The 26,546-nt window shown below is 58.4% G+C and carries 24 protein-coding genes; 3 read left to right on the top strand and 21 right to left on the bottom strand.

The window, feature by feature from the left end; translation table 11 throughout:
- The 9 genes from G7W63_RS14530 to G7W63_RS14495 all read right to left on the bottom strand — a co-directional run bounded on the left by G7W63_RS14530 (nucleotide 1) and on the right by G7W63_RS14495 (nucleotide 9,258).
- Nucleotides 1-993 carry a GNAT family N-acetyltransferase gene (locus G7W63_RS14530; RefSeq protein WP_166259610.1) on the bottom strand — a complete coding sequence of 331 codons (993 nt, stop codon included), beginning with the start codon at nucleotides 991-993 and terminating at the stop codon, nucleotides 1-3.
- The gene (locus tag G7W63_RS14525; protein ID WP_166259607.1) at nucleotides 993-2,327 is read right to left on the bottom strand and encodes a FemAB family XrtA/PEP-CTERM system-associated protein; all 1,335 of its coding nucleotides are present in this window, start codon (nucleotides 2,325-2,327) and stop codon (nucleotides 993-995) included. The genes G7W63_RS14530 and G7W63_RS14525 overlap by 1 nt, the downstream gene beginning before the upstream one ends.
- Nucleotides 2,328-2,336: 9 nt before the next feature.
- A complete protein-coding gene (locus G7W63_RS20030; RefSeq protein ID WP_278185426.1) occupies nucleotides 2,337-2,756 on the bottom strand; it encodes a DUF3473 domain-containing protein in 420 nt (139 codons plus the stop codon).
- A 123-nt stretch (nucleotides 2,757-2,879) separates the two neighbouring features.
- Nucleotides 2,880-3,203: a polysaccharide deacetylase family protein gene (locus G7W63_RS20025; RefSeq protein ID WP_242634432.1), complete on the bottom strand. Its 324-nt coding sequence runs from the start codon at nucleotides 3,201-3,203 to the stop codon at nucleotides 2,880-2,882.
- 82 nt (nucleotides 3,204-3,285) lie between these two features.
- Nucleotides 3,286-4,626, bottom strand: a complete 1,341-nt coding sequence (locus G7W63_RS14515) for an outer membrane beta-barrel protein (protein ID WP_166259604.1) — start codon at nucleotides 4,624-4,626, stop codon at nucleotides 3,286-3,288.
- Nucleotides 4,619-5,539 (bottom strand): P-loop NTPase family protein, encoded by a 921-nt coding sequence (locus G7W63_RS14510; RefSeq protein WP_242634431.1) that lies wholly within the window; start codon nucleotides 5,537-5,539, stop codon nucleotides 4,619-4,621. The genes G7W63_RS14515 and G7W63_RS14510 overlap by 8 nt, the downstream gene beginning before the upstream one ends.
- Nucleotides 5,539-7,059, bottom strand: coding sequence for an XrtA system polysaccharide chain length determinant (locus G7W63_RS14505; RefSeq protein ID WP_166259601.1), 1,521 nt, complete (start codon nucleotides 7,057-7,059; stop codon nucleotides 5,539-5,541). The genes G7W63_RS14510 and G7W63_RS14505 overlap by 1 nt, the downstream gene beginning before the upstream one ends.
- A 53-nt stretch (nucleotides 7,060-7,112) precedes the next feature.
- A complete protein-coding gene (locus tag G7W63_RS14500) occupies nucleotides 7,113-7,757 on the bottom strand; it encodes an XrtA/PEP-CTERM system exopolysaccharide export protein (protein WP_166259598.1) in 645 nt (214 codons plus the stop codon).
- 88 nt (nucleotides 7,758-7,845) lie between these two features.
- Nucleotides 7,846-9,258 carry a TIGR03013 family XrtA/PEP-CTERM system glycosyltransferase gene (locus tag G7W63_RS14495; protein WP_166259595.1) on the bottom strand — a complete coding sequence of 471 codons (1,413 nt, stop codon included), beginning with the start codon at nucleotides 9,256-9,258 and terminating at the stop codon, nucleotides 7,846-7,848.
- 312 nt (nucleotides 9,259-9,570) lie between these two features.
- Here G7W63_RS14495 and G7W63_RS20020 point away from each other — a divergent pair, with 312 nt between their 5' ends.
- Nucleotides 9,571-10,305, top strand: a complete 735-nt coding sequence (locus G7W63_RS20020) for a PEP-CTERM sorting domain-containing protein (RefSeq protein WP_242634430.1) — start codon at nucleotides 9,571-9,573, stop codon at nucleotides 10,303-10,305.
- Nucleotides 10,306-10,415: 110 nt separating this feature from the next.
- On the opposite strand, the gene prpD is transcribed toward G7W63_RS20020, so the two are convergent.
- The 7 genes from prpD to G7W63_RS14455 form a co-directional block, all read right to left on the bottom strand.
- Complete coding sequence (prpD, locus tag G7W63_RS14485) at nucleotides 10,416-11,900, bottom strand: 2-methylcitrate dehydratase (RefSeq protein WP_166259589.1); 1,485 nt, start codon at nucleotides 11,898-11,900, stop codon at nucleotides 10,416-10,418.
- Between the two features lie 52 nt (nucleotides 11,901-11,952).
- Nucleotides 11,953-12,669 (bottom strand): lytic transglycosylase domain-containing protein, encoded by a 717-nt coding sequence (locus tag G7W63_RS14480; protein WP_207308962.1) that lies wholly within the window; start codon nucleotides 12,667-12,669, stop codon nucleotides 11,953-11,955.
- Between the two features lie 197 nt (nucleotides 12,670-12,866).
- Complete coding sequence (prpF, locus tag G7W63_RS14475) at nucleotides 12,867-14,045, bottom strand: 2-methylaconitate cis-trans isomerase PrpF (protein ID WP_166259586.1); 1,179 nt, start codon at nucleotides 14,043-14,045, stop codon at nucleotides 12,867-12,869.
- Nucleotides 14,046-14,055: 10 nt separating this feature from the next.
- Entirely contained in the window at nucleotides 14,056-16,650 is a 2,595-nt protein-coding gene (acnD, locus tag G7W63_RS14470; RefSeq protein ID WP_166259583.1) for a Fe/S-dependent 2-methylisocitrate dehydratase AcnD, read from the bottom strand.
- Nucleotides 16,651-16,765: 115 nt separating this feature from the next.
- The gene (gene prpC, locus G7W63_RS14465; RefSeq protein WP_166259580.1) at nucleotides 16,766-17,893 is read right to left on the bottom strand and encodes a bifunctional 2-methylcitrate synthase/citrate synthase; all 1,128 of its coding nucleotides are present in this window, start codon (nucleotides 17,891-17,893) and stop codon (nucleotides 16,766-16,768) included.
- Between the two features lie 79 nt (nucleotides 17,894-17,972).
- Entirely contained in the window at nucleotides 17,973-18,863 is an 891-nt protein-coding gene (gene prpB / locus G7W63_RS14460; RefSeq protein ID WP_166259577.1) for a methylisocitrate lyase, read from the bottom strand.
- A gap of 123 nt (nucleotides 18,864-18,986) precedes the next feature.
- Nucleotides 18,987-19,667 (bottom strand): GntR family transcriptional regulator, encoded by a 681-nt coding sequence (locus G7W63_RS14455; protein ID WP_166259574.1) that lies wholly within the window; start codon nucleotides 19,665-19,667, stop codon nucleotides 18,987-18,989.
- Nucleotides 19,668-19,903: 236 nt separating this feature from the next.
- Here G7W63_RS14455 and galU point away from each other — a divergent pair, with 236 nt between their 5' ends.
- Nucleotides 19,904-20,743, top strand: coding sequence for a UTP--glucose-1-phosphate uridylyltransferase GalU (galU, locus tag G7W63_RS14450; protein ID WP_166259571.1), 840 nt, complete (start codon nucleotides 19,904-19,906; stop codon nucleotides 20,741-20,743).
- Nucleotides 20,744-20,803: 60 nt separating this feature from the next.
- Here galU and G7W63_RS14445 read toward each other — a convergent pair whose 3' ends face one another.
- Both G7W63_RS14445 and G7W63_RS14440 read right to left on the bottom strand, forming a co-directional pair.
- Nucleotides 20,804-21,274 (bottom strand): helix-turn-helix domain-containing protein, encoded by a 471-nt coding sequence (locus G7W63_RS14445; protein ID WP_166259569.1) that lies wholly within the window; start codon nucleotides 21,272-21,274, stop codon nucleotides 20,804-20,806.
- Between the two features lie 41 nt (nucleotides 21,275-21,315).
- The gene (locus G7W63_RS14440) at nucleotides 21,316-22,080 is read right to left on the bottom strand and encodes an enoyl-CoA hydratase-related protein (protein WP_166259566.1); all 765 of its coding nucleotides are present in this window, start codon (nucleotides 22,078-22,080) and stop codon (nucleotides 21,316-21,318) included.
- A 224-nt stretch (nucleotides 22,081-22,304) separates the two neighbouring features.
- Here G7W63_RS14440 and G7W63_RS14435 point away from each other — a divergent pair, with 224 nt between their 5' ends.
- Entirely contained in the window at nucleotides 22,305-23,192 is an 888-nt protein-coding gene (locus G7W63_RS14435) for a RibD family protein (RefSeq protein WP_166259563.1), read from the top strand.
- Here G7W63_RS14435 and G7W63_RS14430 read toward each other — a convergent pair.
- The 3 genes from G7W63_RS14430 to G7W63_RS14420 are packed head-to-tail and all read right to left on the bottom strand — an operon-like array spanning nucleotide 23,133 to nucleotide 26,527.
- Nucleotides 23,133-24,113 (bottom strand): lysylphosphatidylglycerol synthase transmembrane domain-containing protein, encoded by a 981-nt coding sequence (locus G7W63_RS14430; protein WP_166259560.1) that lies wholly within the window; start codon nucleotides 24,111-24,113, stop codon nucleotides 23,133-23,135. The two genes, G7W63_RS14435 and G7W63_RS14430, sit on opposite strands and share 60 nt — an antisense overlap.
- A 31-nt stretch (nucleotides 24,114-24,144) precedes the next feature.
- A complete protein-coding gene (locus G7W63_RS14425) occupies nucleotides 24,145-26,142 on the bottom strand; it encodes a glycosyltransferase (RefSeq protein ID WP_166259557.1) in 1,998 nt (665 codons plus the stop codon).
- A complete protein-coding gene (locus G7W63_RS14420) occupies nucleotides 26,129-26,527 on the bottom strand; it encodes a 6-pyruvoyl trahydropterin synthase family protein (protein ID WP_166259554.1) in 399 nt (132 codons plus the stop codon). Before G7W63_RS14420 ends, G7W63_RS14425 begins: the two co-directional genes overlap by 14 nt.
- Nucleotides 26,528-26,546: the final 19 nt, after the last annotated feature.

Below are 26,546 nucleotides of genomic sequence, written 5' to 3'. Positions count from 1 at the left end.
TTAATTTGCTTTCGAATCCTTCAGCCGGTAGAGCACTTTAAGCAGCGGATTGCGCACCACCATCAGGGACACCAACTGACAGGACCCGGTCGCAATCCTGGCCTTGTAGTTTTCCTTTTTCCCGGAGCCGGCAAGCATGTCGAACCTGCTTACCTCAGGGTCGTTGAATGCCTCTTCAATGGCGTAGCCCAGGTGCAAGGTGCCAAGCGCCAGCTTGGGGTGGAAGGTTTCTTCAAACCCGCTCTGCAGGTTATAGACACAACCCTGGTATTTGACGTTATAAAGCACGGAGATGACCCCATCATTGCATTTCAGCAAGGACAACTGGGGCTCGCCTCCTTCCTGCTGGACCCGCTGCAGGAACAGGGTATTGAAGGCCAGGGCTTTGTCGCCGTAGACCGGTTTGCCCCAGCGTCGACGATGGAATTCATTGAGGCGCCGGAAGAAAGCGCCGGGGTCAGTGCAACCGGCAAAGCAGTTTTCTGTTGAGATCGCGCCGGTGGTTTCCAGAACCGAACGACGGTTGTAGAGCCGAAGCCGGGTATTGGAGCCCAGAGACTTCAGATAAGTCCTGAACAAGCCATCGGTGTTCACATGCCAGGCGGCATCCGCAGCGGTTTCCCGCACCAGCCAGCCTTCCTGTCGGGCCAGGGTCCTAAGTGCCACCGTGTCTTCGGAGTCTTCAATCAAGTCGTTGAACACGGCTTCTGACCATCGGGTGGTCAGCAGCGATTTCAGAGCGGCGGCTGAAAGCCCGACGGACTCGCTGTCTTTGCGGAACGAATTGTACTCGGTGCGCGTAGAGCGCAGGTTGCGGTAGCTGCACCCCACAAACTCGAGGGATGTGGCCGGTATGAGGCCCTTGATACGGTAGCGGGAAAGGTAGAGGCCGGAACGGCCATCGCCCCACTCCCTGACCAGGTCAAAGTTGTTCTCCCTGCCCCAGACCTCCCACCAGGCGCTTTGCCATGCGTGGGTCTGAAACAGGCTCATCAGGGCAGGCTCTTGACGATGGGCGGGCCGATCAGCCGCGTAAGCCACACGGGCAGACGCTGCCATACCGCAATCATCAGCCGGAACTTGGGGTTGTTGGGGTTAAGCTCCGGCAGTTTCTCACCAGCGGGCAGGCAGTAATTCCAGTTGAGGGGCACCGGCGTTGCGCCCCACTGCTGCTTGAACTTATAGGTCCCGGCGTCCTTGCTGCAGCGGCCAAAATCAAACGTCTGGTAGCCCTGCCCGATGCTGTACTCAAGAATTTTCCAGTACATGAGCATGTTGATGCCTGTGGCGTTGGACTCCCTCAGGGTCGAGGCCCAGGGGATTTCCATGCGTCCGGCGTGCCCAATCAAGAAGGCGCAGCCACTGGAGCGACCGTTCAGCGTGGCGATCACGAGGCGTGCGGACGTGCCCAACTGTTCAAGCAGGTTCTGGAAAAAGCGCTTGCTGTAAACCGGCGTGCCAAGATCTCGCATATTGGCGGCGAATACATCGTAGAACTCGTCCAGCAGTTCCGCACCGCCTATGGTTACCTCAGCACCCTCTTTTTCAGGCCGGCGAACCTGGGCCCGCAGCTTGGGGCGGAAACTCTGCCAGAGCTCCTCCGATGAGCCGGGTAACGGCAACCAGAAGGTCACCTTATCGGTGCGTGCGGGTAGGCCGGTGCCGGCATCAGACACATGCCGCAGCTCCACATGGCTTGCGCCAATGACCTGTCGCCAGTTTTCAGCCGCCGCCAGGAGTTTTTCGGCCGCTTCTGCGCTGTTGGTTAACAATCCGCCGTAGTTGAAATAAGGTACTGACACCACAAAATTGCCGAACAGCCGGCTGCGGAGCTGAACGAGCGGCAATACACCCAGCACTTCGCCATCTTCCGCCAGGGCGCAGCAGTAGTGGGTCTTGTGGCTATAGGTCTGCTCGATGAACCGGCGCACGCTGATCTTGTGGTAGGGGCTGGTGGCGCCATGCTGATCGACGAAATCGTCCCAGGCCGCCTCGGGGCCAGTTCCACGGACGTCCTCCACCACCCGGTGAACTGGCTTGGCGCTGGTGTTAAGGACAGGGCTTAGTGCCTCGACCGGGGAGCAGCCTGTGGTCTTGCCTTCACCACCGGGTTGGGTTGCCCCATCGCTGTTCAGCGCCTGCTTGCGGGCTTTCTGAAGCGTCTTGATTTCATCCGACACTGACTTGAGCTGCGAAATCAGCTCATCCGCGCTATCGCCGGCCTTCTTCGCCTCACCGATCTGGCGGCTGAGACGGCCCTTGAGGGCTTTGAGATTTTCAATCTTCTGCTTTGACGGTTCAATCTCTGCTGTGGACAGCTCTTCCATGCATGTAACCTAAACTTTGACGGGCGTGCCATTGAAATCAATGGCATCCATGACATCGGTAACGGTTCCGAAGCGAAAGTCGCCAAGAAGTCGCTCGAGCCGGTCATAACATACCGAAAGATTGTTGTAGTGCCGGAATTTTGAAAACGCGCTCACTTTCAGGCGAGGCTGGCCCGGATCCACTTCCCAGGGGTGCAGGTAGAAGATGAACGGCTGCCCTGCCTTGTTGATTTTCCCCAGTCCCCAACGGCTCAGGCCATAGGGGTACAGCCGGAAATAGCCGCCGCCTGCGATGGGCATGCGGTACTTGCCCACCGGGCAGGTGGACAGCGGAAATTCCTTCAGCGTACCGCCGGAGGGCGCCTCGAGCAGATAGGGCTCATGGGGCGTGCCGGGCATGCCGTAGCGGTCATGATGAACAGGGAAAATGGACGAATCCCAGGTGAAGCCTTCCTCACAGAGGATATCCAGAGCCCAGCGGGACTGAGCCGTGATGGAATAGCTGGCCGCCCGATAGCCGTTGATGGGCTCGCCGGTGATATCTTCCAGGATCTACTTGGATTTACGGGTTTCTTCCCGGAACACCTTGGGGGTCTGATTGTAGATCAGCTGGTGGCTGTAGCCGTGGCTGGCGATCTCGTGGCCAGCCTGCTGGATACGCCGCACCAGGTTCGGGGAGCGCTCTGCCACCCAGCCCAGGGTAAAAAAGGTTGCCTTGGTATCGCGTTCGTCAAACAGGCCCAGAAGCCGGTCTGTGTTTGCTTCTACCCGGTACTCCATGGTGCCCCAGTCCTTGGGCTCCACAGCCTCTGCAAGAGCCGCAACCTGGAAGTAGTCTTCCACGTCGACCGTGAGCGCATTCTTGATCATATCCATGATTCAGCCATTAAAATCGGTGTGAGGGACGACGTTACCTTTACGGAACACCCTGGCCCTTTATTCGCCTGTTGGCTAGGGCCTAGAAGAACCTGTACTCGAGGCCCAGCAGTATCCAGTTCTCCTGGTACTCACGGCTGGGTACGTCGCTGGTTCGCCGGTTATGGCCAATCCTGCCCTGGATGTTCAGTTGCGAGCTGGCCTTGTAAAGCAGCCCGAGGTAGACATCTGCAAGGGTGTCGTCTGCCTGGTTCTCGTCGTAGGTCAGATAGGTATAACCGGCACCGGCGGTGCCATTCCACCGCGTGGCAATAGGTCTGACCACGTTGGCCTCGAGCCCGATACGATCTTCCTCGACGTCCGAGAGCACGTAGAGTGAACGGCTGGCGAACGCCTCTACGTTGAGATTGGTGCTGTCACCGAACCGCTTGTTGATACCGGTGTTGACCGTGGTTACTTCAATGACCTCGGTTTCTCTCAGGTTAAAGCTGAAGCCGGCGACCTCAATATCAAAATCCGATGTCTGGTCAGTCACGTCCCTTCTGACGTTCAGGTAAAAATCGGCCGACGGGTTGATCTGCCGGTCCAGCGAGACGTTACCCACGAACGCTTCGGTGTTTGATGGCGGCCGGGACGAATCGGTAAAGCGGGTTTCCAGTTCTGTCACGCCAACGGAACCGCTAATCTGGGTCGCGGGCCAGGCGTTGGAGAAGATGACACTGGCGGTGTTCTTGTCGATTTCGGTGTCGTTTTCCAGCTCTGCCCGGTCGGTGCTCACCCTCAGGCCGGCGCTCAGGGTGGAGCTGAACAGGTGGTTCCAGGACGCCGAGCCGATAACACGCTGGCCGTCGACCTGATTGTCATCGTCTCCCTGGCTTTCAAAATAATCCGTTCGCTGGTACTTGGCAGAAAACGACAGCACGTCGGTCTTGGTAATGGGAAGGGTATAGACCGGGCCGGTGGTGAATACGTTCTTGCTGCTCGTGTTGTCGGGGGTTGCGGCTTCCCGGGAGTCGGTCTGTACATCCCTTAGGGAGTTGGACACTTCCCAGTCCAGACCCCGTGTAATTTCGCAGTCACCCCGGAAGCCTAAATCGGTGTATAGCTCGGGGTCATAGGTGCTTTCCCACCAATAGCCCACCCCGACCTCGCCACCGAGCCTGGAGTTGCAACGGCCCGGGTCAGATACATGGTTGACGTTGACGCTGAGCCGGGTCTCCATGTCGCTCTCTTCGTTATTGGCACGCAACCTGACATTATCGCTGTATATGTTTTCGAGCCCCGCAGACAGTTTCACCGGCTCTGCCGATACCGAGGCTGCTCCTGAAAACGTCAATACACTGATGCTGAGCGTGGTAAGAGCGAGGGTTTCCGCCGCTCCGCGGGAAAACAGCGCTTTCCCTGAAGTGCGTGGATTACCCATTGATCACCGCTCCGACGAATTTTTCAGAGTTGAAGGAGGTGGCAGCGCTTTCGACGCTTGAGGGTGTGACCTTGCCATGGGGCACCACCAGCATGGAATAGTCACACAACTCGGCCAGAATCCGGGCATCCGGTGATTCCGAGATCGGAGCCGTGTCCAGCACGATGAAACGGTCCGGGTAACGCCTGCGGACGGCCTGGATAAACTGCTTCATGCGGAACGACGTGAAGAATTCGCTGGGGGACTCGCGCCGACTGCCGGCCGGGATGAGACGGAGCCTGGGGATACCGGTCGGATAGATGATGCGGGCGATGTCGTAGTCCGGGTCGTCCAGGAAGTCCGTCAGGCCGCTTTCCGGAACCACATCCAGCATGGAGTGCATGGAAGGCTCGCGAAGGTTGCAGTCAATCACCAGGGCCGTTTTGGCCTGGTCAAACGCAAAGGCCGCGGCCAGATTCAGGGCAACAAAGGAAGAACCCGCGCCCTGGGCTGCACCGCTTACTACGAGAGTGAAGTTATTGCCCCCGGAGACTTCCAGCAGCTTAGTCCGCAGATTGCGGAAGCGATTGACCAGGTCCCGGTTTTTGGAGTCCGGGTGAATAATCCGGCGCTCGTCCAGATCGTCAGCGGTCAGCCTGGTAGGCTCCTGCATCCGGACGATCTGCTTGCTGATGACGTATTTGTCTACCGCCCCGGGCCCAAGCTCCAGGGAGCTTGGTACCAGCATGCGGGAGTCGTCCCATTCTGAGTAAGGTACCGCATTCTTGTTACCTGACCGGGCATCCAGCCATTGGGATTCCTCTTTGTCCCGGTTCAGATCTGATGGTACACCTGGGTCTTTTGAGTCTCCCAGGTCATTCCGGGTCGATGGCTTGGTGTTGGTTTCGTCGTGGCTCTGTTGAGATTCAGTCATCAAATTACTCCCAAAGATGCAGAGACTGCGATAGCAATGTAAACAACGGCCGCGATGGCGGCACACACAAGGACTGCCACAGTCAGGCGCCGTTCCCTGCGCTTCTCAAAGGGCGTACGAACCCTTGGCAATTCCACTAACACCGGTAAGCCTATGTCACCTTCAAGCTGCTGCCTGGCCCTTACGCGGGGGTCGATCTGCAATAGTCCGCCGAAGGCTCCGAACGGTGCCACCAGCCCAAGCAGTATCCCGGCCGCGGCAAACATGGGAAATTGCAGGCCCGAGGGTTCACTGGGGAACTGGGCCGATTCGCTGATCCGGTAATTAAGGCCCTGGCCTTCGATGTCCAGGTGCATGGAGACCCTTGCCCTTTCACGGCGCTTGAGCAGGTCGTCGTAGATCTGTTTGTTTACTTCCATGTCCCGAGTAAGGTCGGAGTACTGGGCCTTGTTAGCCTGAATACGCTCCATCCGCTCGGACTGGCTCGCCATCAGTTGCTCGATTGACTGGATCCGGGTGTTGATAGTTTCAATGTCGGCGTTGGTGTTCACCAGCGCGCCCCTGAGCTCCTGATAAAGCGGATTGGCGGTACCGCCGCCTTCAGATTCAGCTGCGGTTTCGCCGTTGGCCATGGCGGCGTCCCTCTGCTTGCGGAGCTCGGCCAGCTGTTCCTTGAGGATCACGATATCAGGATAAGTGTCATGGTATTGAAGCCGCAGGGTATCCAGCTGCTCCTGCATTGACTGGATGCGCTTTTCATAGGCATTGGGTCCGCCCTGACTGAAGCTGGGGCTGACACCATTAAGCTGGTCTTCCAGGGACTGGGCGCGGGATTGCAGTTCGGCCTTTTCCATCTGGGCCAATTCGAGCTGGCTGCGCAGGTTGGCCATCCGACTGTTGGCTGCGCCCTCTGTGCCATCGTCGTTATCCGACAGGAATTGCTTGAGGTCACCCTCGACTTCAGCGAGCTGTGACTCGTAGCTTTTCACTTGCTTGTCGATAAAGTCATAGGCGGCTCGGCTCTCGGCACGCTTGCGGCCGCTGCTCTCCTCGATGAATACCTGACCAAGACGCTGGGCTGTCCGGAAGGCCCGGAGCGGGGATTCGGCACTGTAAATAATCGTGAAGTAGCTTTCGCCCCGGGGCCGGACGTCAAACCCACTGCGCAGTTCTGCGACTCGTCCGTTAATCACACCATCGTCGGCCTCGGCCGCGCCTTCGCCGTAAAGATCTTCATCCCGGGCGAGCCGCTCCATGACTTCGCGCTTCCAGAGGGTCTCGCGGGCCACGGATGCGCGTTCGTTGATCTTGGTAGTAACCGCGCTGCCCTGCATCAACTCGCCAATAATATTGGTGTCGTCTACAAGAATAATCACCTGAGATTCGTATTTATAGGGCCAGAGAAAGCCTGCGGCGAGTACTGCAAAACTGATGAAAGCAAACAGGAAGAACGCGATCCATTTATGAGTGCGTACTTCGCGAAGTATCTCTTGGGGTAATTTGGAAATCGGAAGTGCCATATTCAAAACCTTGAGTCGTCGTAATCAGCGAAACGTTAAGCCAATAAAGGCGCTCAGAAATTACGTTCGGGAATTGCCAGGATATCCCCGGGGCGCATGGTGTAATTGGTCTTGATGTCGCCTTTGTTAAGAATGTCGGCGAGTTTCACCGGTATGGCGACCATCTCATCGTCCATCTCACGATAAAGCATGGCGTCATTCAAAGCAGCGAACTCTGTCGCTCCACCGGCACTCAACAGAATATCCAGCGCTGTCATGCCATCACGATGGGGTATGGACTGCGGTGACCTGACCGCTCCGGTGATGCGGACCCGGTCGGTGAACTCATGGCTGTCCATGGAGGTGACCACAATGCTGACCTGGGGCTCGCGAATGTAGGCGGAAAGCCGGTCCTCAATGCTGTCGGCAAGTGCTTCCGGCGTCCGCCCGGCTGCCCGCACGTCGCCCACCAGGGGGACGGAAATCATGCCGTCAGGGCGGATGGGAACAGATGCACTGAGATCAGAGTTGCGCCAGACCGAGACCGATACAACGTCCGTAATACCGAGAATATAGGCAGGCGTCTCGGTATCTTCACTCATGGCGAGGGCGCGCTGGATTTTCTCGGGGGATGAAGCTGGGCCACCTGCACAACCCGCTAACAGGGCGGCAGCGAAAACTGAAAAGAGCAATCCAATACAACGGTACGTCCGTGCCATCGTGTTACCTCACAACAAATCCATGGTGTTTTAAGTCACCCGAAAAACCAGCGTTAACGGGACTGATTGACGGTCCTTTTTAAACGGTCTATCTCGATCCTTTTTTAAACAATATCACTTCCACTGTTTGAATTATAATCAACATATCCAGCAACAGACTCTGGTTCTTAATGTAGTACAGGTCGTATCTCAGCTTTTCACGACTGTCCTCTTCATTGTCTGCATAGGCAAAACATAACTGCGCCCAACCGGTTATGCCCGGCTTTACCCGATGGCGCTCATCATAAAACGGAATGTTCTCCGCTAACTGATTCACAAAAATGGGCCGTTCGGGCCGGGGACCCACGAAAGCCATTGTGCCGTTCAGTACGTTAAAGATCTGTGGCAGTTCGTCGATCCGGACTTTACGGATAAAGTCACCGACCCTGGTCACCCGGGTATCGTTCTTCTGGGCCCAGACGGCGCCGCCCTTTTCTGCGTCTGTGCGCATGGAGCGGAACTTGTGCACTTTGAATACACGCCCGTTCAGCCCCACCCGTTCCTGACTGTACAGAACCGGAGCCTTGGGCCCGTCTTCCAGCTTGATCGCGAGCACTGTCAGGAGCATTAATGGGGAGGCTGCCAGGAACAGCAGCCCTGAGGCCAGCAGGTCAATGGCACGTTTGCCAAAGCCCGAAACTGACGACACGGTGTAACCGTCCGAAAATACCAGCCAGCCCCGGGTTATCATCTCCAGCGCCACTTTTCGCGACTCCCGCTCATAGAAACTCGCACCATCCACTATGCGTACACCTTCCATTTTGCACTCAAGCAGATCTTCCAGGGGCAGACCCTTGCGTCGATCATCAACCGCGACCACGATCTCGCGGATCGGATGCTTGAGCACATACTGCTGCAATGTGTACGGTATATGAATCAGATGCTTTTCATCAATTTCAATCGGTTCATCTTTCAGCGGCACAAAGCCGGCGAACTTGAAGCCCTTGCGGTTGAACGGGGTGTGCAGGTCTTCAAGTAGCTGTTTGGCCCGAATGCCGGCTCCCAGCACCAGCACGGTCCGCTTGAACGCCCCTTCGGTGACCAGCGAGAAAAATATGGTCCGCCCGATCCCCAGCAGGAAGAACCCGAACACTGACGCACTGGTGAGAACACCTTCGCCCGCGATGTACCAGAACCAGTCTCGACCCAGAAGGTAGGCCGCGCCCGCAAGCGGGAGAGCGACAATCAGCCCCAGGATGGTTCTCAGCATCATGCCCGACAGGCCTTCCTCCAGGCGGGCCTGATGGACCCCAAGGGCGACCATGACCAGCAGGTTGACCCCGGCGAAGACCAGGGCGGAAGGCAGGACAAACGCGTAGTTTTCTATGAACAGTTCGGTATCACCGAAATACCGGAAGAAAACCGCGACCGAGAACGCCAGCACGAGCAAAAGAAAATCGATCAGGCCGAGGATTACGAAAGGCAGGTGTATGTAATGCTTAAATAGTCTGACGTGAGCCACGCCCTCTCCTTTTTACAACCAGTAGTACCCGCTCACTGCGAGCTTCCGTTCTCGATACTGCTGAAAAAGCAGCGCAAAATGTAAACCTTTAATACACGAAATACAATCTGAACGGTTCCGGGTTCCCTTGCATCGTCCTTCAGCCGCCGCAGCTTTTACGTCGGTTTTTTTTACATATCGCAAAAATGATAGCTGATAAAATTCGTCTAATACCTTGTAAACAATTATATTTATTTTACTGGCACGATAATAGCTTACCTGTTGGCAGGCCGAAAGCCACCTAAGACAGTAACCAATATGGACGGAATCAGTATGAATGTATTTACCAAAACAATTATGTGTGTGGCTCTTACCGCCGCTGCATCTTCAGCCAGCGCTGCAGTGATCAAATTTGACGCAGCCTACGGCGTTACCAATGCGCAGGCAGCAGAAGCTTCTTTCCTGGCCAACAGCTACAACCAAGAAACCGAGACTTTTGACGGCTTCGCCAACACCGGTCAGGATGACAACACTGACCAGGGCAGCTGGATCCAGGCCGCTTCTACTTTCAACACAGCCGTTGGCGACTTCACCAACACTGCTGCAGACTCCTCCCCGAACGGCGACGAGTTCTTCACCACGTCACTGCTGATTGAGAACAACGAGACCGGCGAATTCGGCCGCGCCGATTCCTATAGCTCCCAGTGGCTCGACAGCAACGATGCTGATGAAGTACGTTGGGACATCCTGGATGGCAACTATAACGCTTTCGGCTTTTTTCTGTCTGATGCCAACGACCAAGGCGCTGCGCTGAAGCTGACCTTCAACGACGGCACAGAAGAAACCCTGCAGCTGAACAACCCGCTGCGTGACGGCAACCTGATGTACATTACCCTGGTCTCCGACGTCCTTTTCTCTGGCGTCACGCTGACCTTTAACAACGGCGAAGGCAACAACGACGGCTGGGGCATCGACAACGTAACTCTGGCCAGTGTTCCAGAGCCGGCCACCCTGGCACTGCTGGGCCTGGGCCTTGCTGGTATGACCACCTTCCGTCGTCGCAAGTAAAACGGTAGCTGCTCGATAAAAAGCCCGGAGGCTAACGCCTCCGGGCTTTTTTCTGTTCAGGAAATAGGGTTTGGAATAACCCGTTGCGGTCACCGGGTCCCGGAACCGGGTCAGATGACAAACAGATCCACAAACTCATGCACCGGTGTTGCCTCGAGTGCGTTTTGGTCCCGGCACAGCCCGAAGATCAGATCACAGCGCTGGCCCGCAAACCGGGTGGCCAGGTTACTCCGGAACTTCTGCTCCAGCAGCGGGATGCCATCAGCCCTGCGCCGGCCGTGGCCAATGGGGTATTCAACGGCTACTTTCTCTGTGCTCGAACCGTCTTTAAAAAACACTTGTATAGCATTGGCGATGGAGCGTTTATCAGGCTCCAGATACTCCCGGGTATAACGCTCGTCTTCCACCACTTCCATTTTGTCGCGAATCTCATCAATGATCGGGTGGGCTTCGTGAAACTCATCCTCATAGTGTTCCGCCACCAGGCTTCCGAATATCAGCGGCACCGCCGCCATGTATTGCAGGCAATGGTCCCGGTCGGCGGCGTTGGCCAGCTGGCCCTGCTTGGAGATGATCCGGATTGCGGACTCATGGGTAGTCAGTACGACGCGGTCTATTTCGTCCAGTCGATCCCTGACCTGCGGGTGAAGGATAACCGCAGCCTCCGCCGCGGTCTGGGCATGGAACTCTGCAGGGAAGGAGATCTTGAATAGCACATGCTCCATCACGTAGGAGCCGAAGTCCTGGGGTAAAGAAAACTGACGCTTTTCTTCAGGCTTTAGGGCCTGATCTTTGTTGGTTTTGCTGAACAGCACGTCGTAGAAGCCCCACTGGGGCGCGGTCAGTACGCCGGGAATGCCCATCTCGCCCCGCATGGCAATATCCGCCAGGCGCACCCCACGTGAGGTGGCATCACCGGCGGCCCAGGATTTACGTGAGCCGGCGTTGGGGGCATGCCGGTAGGTGCGCAGGGACTGACCATCAGCCCAGGCGTGTGAAAGCGCCGATAGCAGCTGCTCCCGGTCCGCACCCATGAGCTTGGCTGTGACTGCGGTAGAGGCCACCTTGACCAGAACGACGTGGTCAAGCCCTACCCTGTTGAACGAATTTTCCAGTGCGATCACACCCTGGATTTCATGGGCCATGATCATGGCTTCGAGCACATCTCGCATGGTCAAAGGCGCCTTACCTGTAGCAGCCCGTTGCTGGGACAGGTGGTCCGCCACCGCCAGAATACCCCCCAGGTTATCGGACGGATGACCCCACTCGGCTGCAAGCCAGGTGTCGTTATAATCGAGCCAGCGGATGATGCAGCCGATATCCCAGGCTGCTTTCACCGGATCGAGCCGGTACGAGGTTCCCGGTACGCGGGCGCCGTGGGGTACCGTTGTGCCTTCCACCAGGGGGCCAAGGTGCTTGGTGCATTCGGGGAAGCGCAGCGCCAACAGTCCGCAGCCCAGAGTGTCCATTAGGCAGTTTCGGGCCGTGTCCCAGGCTTTGGGGCTGTCGATCTTGTAGGTCAGTACGTAGTCCGCGATTTTCTGCAGTACGTCGTCATAGTCTGGTCTGAGGTTCTGATCTGCGTTGGCGTTCATGGATCTCACCTTCTAGTCCGTTAGGTGGTTTGAATGAGCCTGCCGATTGTCTTCAGTTGGACGCGTAGCTTCGGTAACGCTCATGGAGTATGCCAACCCGTTCAACGTAGGCACGGGTTTCGGCAAAGGGTGGTAATCCGCCGTAACGACTCACGGCTCCTGGGCCGGCGTTGTAAGCTGCGGTAGCTAACGTGATGTCACCGTTATGGCGGCGGAGCATGCGAGCCAGGTAATTGGCCCCACCCCGGATATTCTCGGCGACGTCCATTGCATTGACGACCCCGAGTTCCTGGGCGGTGCCTGGCATCAACTGCATCAGGCCCTGGGCACCCTTGGAGGATAGCGCCTTCGGGTTGAAAGCGGATTCCGCATGGATGACCGCCCTTACCAGGGCCGGGTCAATGCCGAACTGATCGGCCGCCGCCTGGATTTCCTCTTTGTAGGGCGAAACAAACAGTCGGGTCTTGTACCAGTCTACGGTAGAGTTCACCTCGCAGGCATGGCATTCAAAACGGATAACGTCGTAATCGCCCCCGGCGGGCCGGGAACGGCTGAATGCCATGACACCGTTGGCATCTTCATACCGGTACACCACCTGCTTTTTGGTGGAGATGAAACTGTTCTGGCTGTCTGGAATATTGGTGAATTCAACGCTGCCGTCCGGATGCACCACGCGCCGGACGTTATCTGCAACCGTCGACTGAACAGTGGCACAGGCCAGAAGCATACCCAAAAGCGATGGCATGAGGCATTTGACAGCGGTATTCATCCGGACCTCTGCATTTTCCCGTTAAACCTTATTCCATTCACTATAGATCATCGCGGCTCTCAGTATAGAACAGCCCAGCTCTCCCTACAGAACGACGCACCGCCTTTTTCAGCAGCGCGCCCCGAAGTACAGAACAGGGCGACTATAGTACGCCCTCTGAATGAAAAAACGGAACCTGGAGGCAGTTTAACAACTCGTTACAGGCCTTCACCTGGCACCCGAACCCAGCCCTCCATCAGCACCCGGGCGCTGCGGCTCATAACAGCCTTGGTGGCGGTCCATTCACCGTCCACCTGGCTGGCTTCCGCGCCCACGCGGAGGGTACCGGAGGGGTGGCCAAAGCATACCGAGGTACGGTCGCCTCCGCCTGCCGCCTGGTTAACGACCGTGCCCGGTATGGCCGCAGCGGTAGCAATGGCGACAGCGGCGGTGCCCATCATGGCGTGGTGCAGCTTGCCCATGGACAGCGCCCGTACCAGCAGGTCGACATCCCCTGCCGGGATTTGCTTGCCGCTGGATGAAACATAGTCTGCCGGCTTGCCGACAAACGCCACCTTGGGTGTGTGCTGCCGGTTGGCGGCTTCACTGACATGAGCGACCAGGCCCATTTCAACCGCTGCCTCGGCCCGGATGGCCTCGAACATGGCAAGGGCTTCAGCGTTGTTATTGATAGCCTCCTGCAGCTCTGTTCCGGTATAGCCCACGTCACCGGCGTTGATGAATACCGTGGGTATGCCGGCATTGATCATGGTGGCCTGGAGGTTACCCACGCCCGGCACATTGAGCTCGTCCACCAGGTTGCCGGTGGGAAACATGGATCCGGCACCGTCTGCCGGATCCATGAACTCCACCGCCACTTCCGCTGCGGGAAAGGTCACGCCATCCAGCTCGAAATCGCCGGTTTCCTGCACTTGACCATTAGTAATGGGTACCCGGACCACGATGGTTTTTCGAATGTTGGCCTGCCAGACCCGGACCACGGCAATGCCGTTCTCCGGAATGCGGCTGGGGTCAACCAGCCCGTTGTTGATGGCAAAGGCCCCGACCGCCGCCGTGAGATTGCCGCAATTCCCGCTCCAGTCTACAACCGGCTTATCAATGGATACCTGCCCGAACAGATAATCCACATCGTGATCCGGCACCGTGGCCTTACTGAGAATCACGGTTTTGCTGGTGCTGGAGGTGGCGCCTCCCATGCCGTCGATCTGTTTCTGGTAGGGGTCGGGGCTGCCGATCACCCGTAGAAGCAACTTGTCCCTGGCATCTCCCGGCTGCCGGGCAGCCTCGGGCAGGTCCTCTAGCCGGAAGAAAACGCCTTTGCTGGTGCCGCCGCGCATATAGGTGGCCGGCACCCGAATCTGTGGTGCATGACTCATACTAAGCTCCTCAGGCTACCGCCTCTGATTCCAGGAAGTCCTGGGCGAACCGCTGTAGGACACCACCGGCCTCGTAAATGGACACTTCTTCCTGGGTGTCCAGTCGGCATTTGACCGGCACCTCCACCCGCTCCCCGTTCTTGCGGGTAATCACCAGCGGGAGGATGGCGCCAGGGGAGTAATCGCCGGCCACGTCGTAGGTTTCGGTGCCATCCAGTTCCAGGGTCTTGCGGGTAGTGCCCGGCATGAACTCCAGTGGCAGCACACCCATACCCAACAGGTTAGTGCGATGAATACGCTCGAAGCCTTCCGCCACGATTACTTCCACACCGGCCAGGCGAACCCCCTTGGCGGCCCAGTCCCGGGACGAGCCCTGGCCATAGTCGGCACCCGCCACGATGATCAGCGGCTGCTTGCGCTCCATATAGGCTTCGATGGCTTCCCACATGCGGGTCACCTTGCCTTCCGGCTCGATGCGGGCCAATGAGCCCTGCTTCACCTTGCCGTTCTCCTGCACCATCTCGTTCAGCAGTTTGGGGTTGGCGAAGGTCGCCCGCAGCGCGGTCAGGTGATCGCCCCGGTGGGTGGCGTAGGAATTGAAGTCAGCCTCGGGCACGCCCATCTTGTGCAGGTACTCGCCGGCGGCGCTGTCCATCATGATGGCATTGGAGGGCGACAAGTGATCCGTGGTGATGTTGTCGCCCAGAACCGCCAGCGGGCGCATGCCCTTCATGGTGCGCTCACCCGCAAGCGCGCCTTCCCAGTAGGGCGGACGGCGGATATAGGTACTCTGTGGACGCCATTCGTAAAGCGGATCAACCTGGGCCTGGGCTTCACGGGTAACGTCGAACATGGGGATGTACACCTCCCGGTACTGCTCGGGTTTCACGCTCGCTTTTACGATGGCATCGATTTCTTCATCTTTCGGCCAGATGTCCTTCAGGGTGACCGGGTTGCCATCCTTGTCGGTCCCCAGCACATCTTTTTCGATGTCGAATCGTATGGTTCCGGCAATGGCGTAGGCCACCACCAGTGGCGGTGAAGCCAGGAACGCCTGCTTGGCATAGGGGTGAATACGGCCGTCGAAATTGCGGTTGCCGGACAGCACGGCGGTGGCGTAAAGGTCACGATCGACCACTTCCTTCTGGATCACCGGATCGAGGGCACCACTCATGCCGTTACAAGTGGTGCATGCAAACGCCACCACACCAAAGCCCAGGTTCTCAAGCTCAGGCAGCAGGTCGGCTTCTTCCAGGTACATTTTTACCGTCTTGGAACCGGGCGCCAGGGAGGATTTCACCCAGGGCTTGCGGGTAAGACCGAGCCGGTTGGCGTTACGGGCAATAAGCCCGGCGGCAATCATGTTGCGCGGGTTGCTGGTGTTGGTACAGCTGGTAATGGCTGCGATGATAACCGCACCGTCGGGCATTTTGCCCTCTTCGTTCTCCACCACACCACTGATACCGCGGGCGGCCAGTTCGGAGGTGGGCAACAGGGCATGGGGGTTGGACGGCCCCGCCAGGGTGCGGGTCACGCTGGACAGATCAAAGGTCAGCACACGCTCATACTCAGCGTCTTTCAGGCTGTCTGCCCACAGGCCGGTTTCTTTTGCGAAACGCTCCACCAGGGCCACCTGATCGTCTTCCCGACCGGTCAGTTTCAGGTAGTCGATGGTCTGCTCGTCAATGTAGAACATGGCAGCGGTGGCGCCGTATTCCGGCGTCATGTTCGAAATGGTGGCTCGATCACCAACGGTCAGCTTCGACGCACCTTCTCCATAGAATTCCAGATAGGCGCCCACTACCCGCTCGCGGCGCAGGAATTCGGTCAGGGCCAGCACCATGTCCGTACTGGTAATGCCCGGCTGCAGCCTGCCAGTGAGCTCGACACCAACGATGTCCGGAAGACGCATGTAGGAGGCGCGACCCAGCATGACGCTCTCAGCTTCCAGTCCGCCGACGCCGACGGAGATAACCCCGAGGGCATCCACCATTGGGGTGTGGCTGTCCGTGCCTACGCAGGTGTCCACAAACGCGACGCGGTCACGAACCTGGACCACGGGCGACATTTTCTCCAGGTTGATCTGGTGCATGATGCCGTTGCCCGGTGGAATCACATCCACGTTCTTGAACGCAGTCTTGGTCCAGTTGATGAAGTGGAATCGGTCGTCATTGCGGCGGTCTTCGATGGCCCGGTTCTTTTCAAAGGCGTCTTCCTCGAAGCCGGCATGCTCTACGGCCAGGGAATGGTCGACAATCAGCTGGGTGGGCACCACCGGGTTCACCTTGGCCGGGTCGCCACCCTTCAGGGCAATGGCGTCGCGCAGGCCGGCCAGGTCAACAAGAGCGGTCTGGCCCAAAATGTCATGACACACGACCCGGGCCGGGTACCAGGGAAAGTCCAGGTCGCGCTTGCGCTCGATCAGCTGTTTCAGGGCATCGGTCATCAGCTCCGGTCCACAGCGGCGCACCAGGTTTTCGGCCAGCACGCGGGAGGTGTAAGGCAGCTTTTCATAGGCCCCTGGCTCAATGGTGTTGACAGCTTCGCAGGTGTCAAAGAAATCGAATTCGGTGCCGGGCAGGGGTTTGCGGTAATCACTATTCATGGGCAAGGACTCAAACAGGGTTATTCAAAAGGGAAATCAGAAAGCCACGACAAACGGTGGCTTCCTGTAACGGCAGGCTCGGAGCCGCATTCAAGCAGCTCCTTTCTGGCGCCGCTTAGGAGCGTTCTTCGATGGGCGTCCACTCGCGGCGTTCCGGACCGTTGTACTCGGCGCTGGGCCGGATGATCCGATTGTTCTCACGCTGCTCCTTGACGTGGGCCGTCCAGCCGGACACTCGTGACATCACGAAGATGGGAGTAAACAGCTCGGTGGGGATGCCCATGAAATGGTAGGCCGACGCGTGGAAGAAGTCAGCGTTGCAGAACAGTTTCTTCTCGCGCCACATGACTTCCTCACAGCGCACGGAAACGGGGTACAGCACGGTGTCTCCCACTTCCTTCGAAAGCTTCTCGGACCATCTCTTGATGATCGCGTTGCGGGGATCGGATTCCTTGTAGATGGCGTGACCGAAGCCCATGATTTTTTCTTTACGCTCCAGCATGCCCATCAGGCCTTCTTCGGCCTCATCCGGCGTACTGAACTTCTGGATAAGCGCCATGGCCGCCTCGTTGGCACCACCATGCAAAGGTCCGCGCAGAGTGCCGATGGCTCCGGTCACGCAGCTGTGGATGTCGGACAGGGTCGAGGCGCAGACCCGTGCGGTAAAGGTGGAAGCGTTGAATTCGTGCTCGGCGTAGAGGATCAGGGAGACGTTCATGACCTTCTCATGGAGCTCACTGGGGGCCTTGCCATGAAGCAGTTCCAGGAAGTGGCCACCGATGGAGTCGCTGTTGCCGTCTGTTTCAATACGCACACCTTCCTGGGCGAAGCGGTACCAGTAGCAGATGATACTGGGGAAAGCGGCCAGCATGCGGTCGATCCGGTCATCCTGTTCGCTGAAGTCTTCTTCGGTTTCCAGGCTGCCCAGCATGGAGCATCCCGTGCGCATGACATCCATCGGGTGGGCATTCTTCGGAATCTGTTCAAGCACATTCTTGAGAGCATCCGGCAGCGCCCGCAGACCGCTCAGCTTCTTCTTGTAGGCATCGAGCTCCTGCCGGTTTGGCAGTTTACCGCGCAACAGAAGGTAGGCGATCTCCTCAAACTGGGCTTTTTCCGCCAGGTCGGTAATCTCATAGCCGCGGTAGGTGAGTCCTGCACCGCTCTGGCCTACGGTACACAGTGATGTGACCCCGGCGACCTGGCCCCTAAGACCGGCGGTGTTCTGTTTATTCTCAGCCATGATTCTCTCTCCTCTCCAATTTTGGTTGGCCAGGCTGGGCGCCCGTGCTGGGGCCAGACACTGACCGGGTATTTTTTGTTTACTGGCTCTTTTGCTGTTTGAACAGATCGTCCAGCTTTTGTTCAAATTCGTGGTAGTTCAGGAACTCGTAAAGGTCCTTGCGGGTCTGCATCATGTCGACCACGTCTTTCTGGTCGCCCTTTTGAAGGATGCTTTCATAGACGGTCAGAGCGGCCTGGTTCATGGCCCGGAAAGCGCTCAGGGGATACAGCACCATGTCTGCACCCGCCTCGCCCAGCTCTTTTTTGTTATAGAGCGGCGTGGCCCCGAACTCGGTGATGTTGGCCAGCAGGGGCGCGTCCAGCGCCTTTGAAAATGCCTGGTAATGCTCCAGTTCGGTGACGGCCTCGGCGAAGATGCCATCTGCCCCAGCCTCGATGCAGGCCTGAGCACGATCAATGGCAGCTTCAAGACCTTCCTGTTGGAAGGCGTCGGTGCGGGCCATGATAAAGAAGTTCTCATCCCGGCGGGCGTCAACACAGGCCTTGATCCGATCGACCATTTCCTCTTTCGACACTATGGCCTTGTTGGGGCGATGGCCACAACGCTTCTGGGCCACCTGGTCTTCAATGTGAACAGCCGCGGCCCCTGCCCCCTCCATCTGCTGAATCGTGCGAGCGATATTAAAGACCCCACCCCAGCCGGTGTCGATATCCACCAGAAGCGGAACCGAGGTCGCCGAGGTGATCCGGCGCACATCTTCAATAACGTCGTTCAACGTGGTGATGCCCAGGTCCGGTAAGCCATAGGAAGCATTAGCCACGCCGCCGCCAGACAGGTATATGGCCTGGTGTCCGACCTTCTCTGCCATCATCGCGGTGTAGGCGTTAATGGTGCCGACGATCTGCAGGGGGTGGTTTTCTTTCAGGGCCTTGCGAAAGCGGGCGCCTGCGGATGGTTGGATGGACATGGTGGTTCTCCTGGTTTTGGCATTGTTGGTTTCAGTTCAGCGGGTTCAGCTCACCGTTATATGTTCAGCACGCGTTCTATATATTCAGCACACTTTCTATAAGCTATAAATTCAGCACACCGTCTATAAGTTCAACACACCTGCCTTGATCTTCTGTTCGATGTTCCGCCTGGCCGCACTGATGTGTCGTTGCATCAGGAACTGCGCCAGCTCACCGTCACGCTGGGCGATGGCCTCCACAATGTGGCGGTGCTCTCCCAGCGCTTTCTGGGGCCGGCCGGCGGATGTACTGAGGCGATAGCGATACATACGAACCATGTAATAGAGGTCGCCGAGGAGCATCTGGGCCAGCTTGGTGTTGCGGCTGCCCTTGGCAATGCGGTAGTGAAAATCGTAGTCGCCTTCACCCTGATAGTAGGCCTGGCCCTGGGCCAGGTCGATCATCTTTTCGTGACTGTCCAGGGTGGCCTGGAGATCGGCGATTTCCGCGTCCGTCATGCGCTCGGCGGCCTGGCGTGCCGCCAGCCCCTCCATGGATTCACGGATGTGGTAAAGCTCCAGGAGCTCGTCACCGCTGACCGACACCACCTTTACACCGGCATGCGGTTTTCGTACTAGTAGCCCCCGTGATTCCAGTCGGCCGAGGGCTTCTCTCAAGGGGCCCCGGGTGAGGTTGAAGCGTTCGCACAGCTCCACCTCGCCGATTTTCTCGCCAGGGGCCAGGTCACCTTTCACGATGGCGGTTTGCAGACAATCGAAGGCTTCGTCGGCGCGGGTCTGGGACTGTGAAGTGGCAGCTAACATGTCTTTGTCAACAAAGTAGGGTCTATTGGGGCAAAAACTACGCTCAACCGAGCTTATTGTCAACAATACCCCAGACTATTGTCGACAATACTCCAACGGGGCCGCCGCCTCGTCACCGATTAAGTTTGCTTAACCCCCCTTCGCTTCTGGCTCCCGTTTGATGCCCAACTCCGGTACACTTCGTTACTGTTTGTTTCAGTCGAAATCCACGTCATGACGATGAAAAGGAAATCCAGATGATCAAGAAGTGTCTGTTCCCCGTTGCCGGTTACGGAACCCGGTTCCTGCCTGCCACCAAGGCCATGCCGAAGGAAATACTGCCGATTGTTAACAAGCCTCTGGTCCAGTATGGCGTTGAAGAAGCCTCTGAAGCCGGGATCTCGGAATTCGGCTTTGTCACCGGGCGGGGCAAGCGTGCCATTGAGGATCACTTCGATATCAGCTACGAGCTCGAGCATCAGATTGCCGGCTCCGGCAAGGAAGACCTGCTGACCTCCATACGGGACCTGATCAACAACAACACCTTTGCCTTCACTCGCCAGAACGAGATGAAGGGCCTTGGCCACGCTATCCTGACCGGGCGCAACCTGATCGGCGACAGCCCGTTCGCAGTTATCCTGGCCGATGACTTCTGCGTGGCTGAGGACGGTGATGACGGCGTGCTTGCGCAGATGGTCAAGCTGTACAAGCAGTTCCGCTGCTCCATCGTGGCCATTGAGGAAGTGCCGGAAGACCAGACCCACAAGTACGGTGTGATCAAAGGTGAAGCCATGAAAGACGGTCTCTACCGGATCACCGACATGGTAGAAAAACCAGCGCCGGAAGATGCCCCCAGCAACCTGGCCATTATTGGGCGTTATATCCTGACACCGGACATCTTCGAGATACTCGAGCGCACCCCGGCCGGCAAGAACGGTGAAGTGCAGATTACCGATGCCCTGCTGGAGCAGGCGAGAACCGGCTGTGTGCTGGCCTATCAGTTCCGTGGCAGACGGTTTGATTGCGGCAGCATTGACGGGTTCGTGGAGGCCACCAACCACGTTTACGAACACATCTATAAAGCAGGAAAAAAGTGACGTCCTGAAGGGAAACGGCCTGGTGCGGGGCCGCTCTCATTGACCAGAGGGGGCACCCGATCAGTGCCCCAGTATCTGCAATACCATGCGCCGGTTTTCGGCAGAGGTCTTACGGAACCGGCGCAGTAGTTCTGCCTCTTCCTCGCTCAGTGGGCCGGCGTTACGCAGGTCGCCCTTTTTGCGCTTCTCTGCCTTTCTGGTTTCCCTGAACCGTTCAATTTCACGCTCCAGTTCCGCCAGGGGTTTGGCCAGGTCACTTTCCGAACTGAAAGCCAGGCCCGGCAACTCAAGCTGGCCCTCATCAGCAGCATCGCTGAAATCCAGAAGCTCATCAAGTGCGGTTTCGGTACGCAGGCATATGTCCATCAGATGATCGATGCGGGGATAACGGCGATGCTTCGGGTCGAAGGCTTCCCAGTTGGCAACCTGTGCTTCATCTACGTGACAGATATCGGCTACATCGGCCCGACTGAGCTGGCGTGCTTCCCGAAGCTGCTTCAGGTGCCGGTTAAACGACTGCATGTACCGCATGGCTACTTCCCCTATCAACCCGTGGCTTTTACCGACTCTGTTTATCGCTGACCAAGACTTTCCATAATATGCACCTGCCACTCACGCTCAGCCGCAAAGCCGGTCTCAAGGGGGCGCATGCGCGCATGCTCCACCAGTTGCTTGCCCGCTCTGGTGGCCATGGGGCTTTGGCGCCGGATCGCGCCGGCCCATTGTTCCGCCATGCTCATCAGGTCGCCTTCGCCATCGCATACCTCGTCTATCAGACCCAGACTACTGGCCTGGGCGGCACCAACCGGCACTTCCATCAACAGCATGCGTTTGGCCCAAGATTCACCGACCAGCCGGGGCAAAAGCTGGGTACTGCCGCCAAAAGGCAAGAGGCCTTCGCTGCCTGCGTTTAACTGGAATATGGCGTCTTCAGTGGCAAGACGGAAGTCGCAATTGAGCGCCAGGGCCAAGCCCTCATTGTGCGCGTGGCCGTTAATGGCTGCAATCGTGACCCCGCCGAAACGCCGCAGATTACCGAATGCCTGGGTAAACAGGCGAGCCACGTTGGCCCCGGCCAGGGGGTCTCGAAGGTTAAAGGCATCGGTGTCCAGCCCGCCGCAGAACCAGGAGCCGGATCGGTCATCCGCCGCCTCCTCGGTGTTACCGGTAATGATCAGCGTGCGAACCTTATTTTCCCGGGCCAGAGTCATGATATGGTCGTTGAAGCGGACCAGGGACGTCTCGCACCAACGATTCTGTGGCCCACCCGCCAGGCTTATAATGGCCAACTCCCCCAGGATTTCCAGATGGACCGGGGCTTTTTCCGCTGCAGACATAGAGTACTCGGGTTGTGGTTTCGGCCAGCCGGGAATGGGTTATCAGATAGCGTGACCCTGAACATTACACCCCAGCCCCGGGGTTTTGGCAATCCGGCCGGCTTTTGGCACTATTGATGAGTCCAGCATGTGAGGAGTCCAGCATGAGTCGTTGGCCGGAGTGATTCTTTCCTGAAACTGACCGTATATCTCAACTCCATGCACCAGGAAGCAGGCGATTAAAGATGACAGAGCAACCGATTGAGGCGACGTCGGCCTGGCAACTGATTCTGGCCTCGGTGAACCGTGACCAGGTGGTGCTCCCCCTCCCCGGCTCATCCCAGCCCGCTCTGTCGCTGGGCAAAGGGAGCAACTGGAGCTTGCTGGCGCCAACAACCCCCGAAGCCCAGGCCCTGTTCGACCTGTTTCTACCCCTGTGCCGACCCTTTCCCGAGGGCCGTGTCCAGCAGATTATCGGGCAACTTGGCCAGAGCCTTGACGGTCGGATTGCCACCGTGACGGGGGCGTCCAAGTACATCAATGGTGGCGATGGCATCACCCATCTTCACCGGCTGCGGGCGGTATCCGATGCCGTGGTGGTGGGCGCCGGTACCGCCTGCGAGGACAACCCGAGACTGACTGTGCGACTGGCTGAAGGCCGAAATCCAGTACGTGTGGTGGTTGATCCAAACTGCAGGGTTCCGAACAGTTACCACCTGTTTACTGATGTACAGGCACCGACATTACGCCTGACCGCAGGCACACTGCCAGAGGACTTCGACTATAAGCTGCCCGAAACCGGCACGCTTGAAGTGCCCTGCCTCGGCCAGGGTGGCACCCAGACCGACCCGGCAACGATTATCGATCTGTTGGGCCGGTTCGGGCTGAAGCGGCTGTTTGTTGAAGGGGGCGGGCTGACGGTCTCCGGCTTCATGAAAGCCGGCCTGCTTGACCGACTCCACGTGATGGTCGCCCCCATGATTATCGGCAGTGGCCGGGCGGCCTTTTCCCTGCCGGAAATCGAGTCTCTTACCCATGCCATGCGTCCACAGACCCAGGTAGTCAATCTGGGCTCAGATACGCTCTTCGACCTGGACCTCAGGTGCTGCGCTGGCCACGCCACCGGGTTTTAGCAGAACCACAGCGCCGGGCAGGCTTGAGACCAGCACCAGCAGACCGTAGGCAACACTGAGCGCAACCCCCTGCTCCGGGGCAAGCCCGGCCAGGGGCCACAGTACCGCTGCCATACCCTCCCGAACGCCCCAGCCGGCCACGGTAACCGGCAATGCCATCGCCAGCAGCAGGGCTGCCGACAACGGTAGCAGGGTCTGCCAGGGAAAGCCGGTGCCCGGTTCTGCCAGGCCCCAGGCTAGAAGCAGAAATACAGCCAGGTAACTTCCCACCACAACCAGCGACGCTCCGATCTGAACCGCCACCACAGGCCACACCAGCAATGACCGGGTCAGGTCGGCCCGCAGATGGTACAGATAGCGAATCAGTGGTCGACGGAAAATAAGCCCGATTAGACCTCCGGCTATCAGGATGGCTGGTACCGTGAACACCAGCCAACCCTGCCCCGGCTCGAGGCTGTTTACCGATGTTTCGGAAACCGCGCCTGCGGAGAAGGGCCACCAGGCCACCAGCAGAACGGCAGACACAGCCGCCATGACCAGTTGTCCCGAGAAGCGTTCGATCAGTACGGCGTTGGCGGCGCTTACCTGTTTCCGGCTATCGCGGCCATGACGCCAGGCCCGGTTAACGTCGCCCATCACGCCGCCGGGCAACAGCTGGTTCAGAAAGGTCGCCAGATAATATTCACCGATGGCGGGCCCGAGTGGTAGTTCAAGCCCCAGGCGCGCTGAGGTATAGCGCCACCGCCAGGCCGACACCACTACCTGCACCACCGTGATTGCCAGGGCCAAGGCCACAATACCCGGGCTCAGTTGACCCAACCGGACGACAAGCGCTTCGGTATCCAGGTACACGACAACCGCGCCAAGCAGGCCCAAGGTCAACACCCAGCGGAGAGCCAGTTGCCAGGCCGGCTTCAACATACCTCTGTTGGTTGGCGCTGCAGTCACAGAATCAGGCCCCGGGCGTGGCGAAAAGGTCGACATGGGACACCGTGATCCCCAGTTGACCGGCTGCAATCGCTTTTTGCCGGGCTTCAGCCCAGAGGGTGATACGGCGGGCATCGTCGGGGCTCTGGTCAAGCGCTGCAGTCTTCCAGCCGTCCACCAGCGCTGCCTGCAGGGCCTGGTCCTGCTTATCAAGGTGCCATGGGCTGTCGCCAAGTTGTACGTGATAGCCTTCCGCCTCCAGCTCCTGCTGAAGTCGCCGGGGGGCGTGTGGCCCAAGCGCCTTGCCCTCGCCTTTGTCGCTTTGCTGGTGCCGGTTGACCAGCTCAAGCAGCCAGGAATCATCAGGATGAGCAGGCGAAAAGCTGAAATCTCCGGCATAGGACAGTGTTACCAATAACCCGGCGCGAGCACTATTTGCATACCGGGCCAGGGCCTGCAGCCAGGGCGCGGTGACCAGGTCGATCAGGGCGGAGGCGGTAATCAGGTCAGGCCGGTCCGGCAGTTGACGGGGAAAGTCCGAGCTTGTAAGCCGGCAGACCTGGTACCTGATCTGCCGGCTTTCGGCGTAACAGTCCCCTTCCTCGTTTAACCGACGGGCGACCGCCAACAGGGTTTGGTCCTGGTCTACCAGCAGCCATCGGGCATCCGGGGCGAGCGGTGTGCCGTTACCCGTCCGAGCCGAATAGGCGCCCGCGCTGGCCGAATAAAAGTAACGATAGTTAGAACCGCTCCCGCAACCCAGATCAAGAACAAGAGGCTCATGAGGCTCCTTCTGGCGCAACCACTGGGCCGCCGCTGCGGTCAGTTTGTGATCCCGGGACCGATGGTCGGCGGGTTCCCTTAACTGCAGCCAGCTGTCCTCAAACCGACTGGGATCTGCCTGTGACCGGGTGCTCTCATTCAGGGCTGCGGCAGTGCCTGCTTCGGCGCATGCACGGACGGCTGACCGGAACTCTTGCCCTGCCGTTATCCAGGACCGCAGGGTCGCGCGGGACTCAAGGGCCTGTTGCTGTAATTGCGACAGGGTGTGAGGACTGGCGAGCACTTTTTCCAGGGCGCTTTGAAGTTGCGCTATATCGCCAGCCTGATACTGGAGGATGCCTGGTCTTCTGGCGGTCTGGGCCAGGGCTCCGCCATCACTGGCTATAATGGGCAGGCCGTGGGCCAGCGCTTCATCGATTACCATGCCATAGCCCTCATGAAGGGAGGGTAGGACAAACAGGTCCGCCTGCTGCCAGACCTGTTGCATGTCGGCCTCCCCCAACTCACCGGTCAGGGTAAACTGGTGAGACAGGCCCAGCTTTTCTATCTGGCTTCGCAGCGCTTCTGCATAGTCTGCCTGCCGCGTCGTGGAGCCCGCCAATGTGCAGTGCCAGGACTGACCACGAAGCTGTCCCAGGGCCGCCACCAGCTGATGCTGGGCTTTACGGGCGCTGAGGGTGGCAACGCAGAGAATCCGGACAACTTCCGGCTTTGCAGGCGCCGGTTCAGGGGGTTCGGTCCCGGCGTACGCCACGCCAGGCTCAACCACGCACACCGGCGCTGTCACCCCGAACCGGCCCAGGCCTTCGGCGGTGTGAGCGCTTGTGGTAATCACTCCCTGGACACACCCGAGAGCTCGCCGCTCTGTGCGAAAATAGTGCTCACGGCTGGCAGCATCGAGACCCGACTCGTCTGCCAGGGCATGATGGACAAGGGCAATCATCGACAGCCGGCTGCTATGGTTTTCCAGCGGCGCCGGCAAGCCGCCCATGGCGAGGCCATCGAGCACGACAATGGCGCCGTCCGGTAACGCCGCCAGGGCCTGCTCCATTGCCTGAACCGCCTCCTCATCACCCTCGGGAAACCGGCCAGGCAAACCTTTTAGTTCAATGGCTTGCCCAAGACTTCTCAAACTGCTCGCAACTTCCCGAACGTAAGCATAACCGCCGGTCCTCTGCCCCGGATCACCGGGCACCAGCAGCGTCCAGGCCTGTTCCACGCGGGTGTCAGAGCTTGCCACGGTAACTCGCCCAGGCGACATGGGACTCGCTCAGAGTCACTGTCAGGGCCTCGAGGCCTTTGCCGGTTTCACCCAGGACCCCGGAACCGATGGCCTGGGCCATGTGGTCAAAAATGGTCTTCGCCATGAACTCTGTAGTGGTGTTGCGGCCGGCGAGTTCAGGAAGGTCGTCCAGGTTCTTCATGTTGAAACGTGCCAGTGTCGTCTTGAGCGCCTCACTGGCCAAACCGATATCCACCACAAGGTCATCCTGGTCCAGTTCAGAACGCTCAAAACTCACATCCACAAGATAGGTGGCCCCGTGGAGGCCCTGGGCGGGGCCGAAGATCTCGCCCTTGAAACTGTGGGCAATCATGAGGTGATCCCGGACAGTCAGACTGAACATGTACGACTCCTTGATAATT

Origin of the sequence: Marinobacter salicampi (assembly GCF_011074795.1) — a bacterium.
Lineage (GTDB): Bacteria > Pseudomonadota > Gammaproteobacteria > Pseudomonadales > Oleiphilaceae > Marinobacter > Marinobacter salicampi.
Note: the sequence above shows the minus strand (reverse complement) of the source record. Positions and strands in the feature narration are given on the sequence as shown.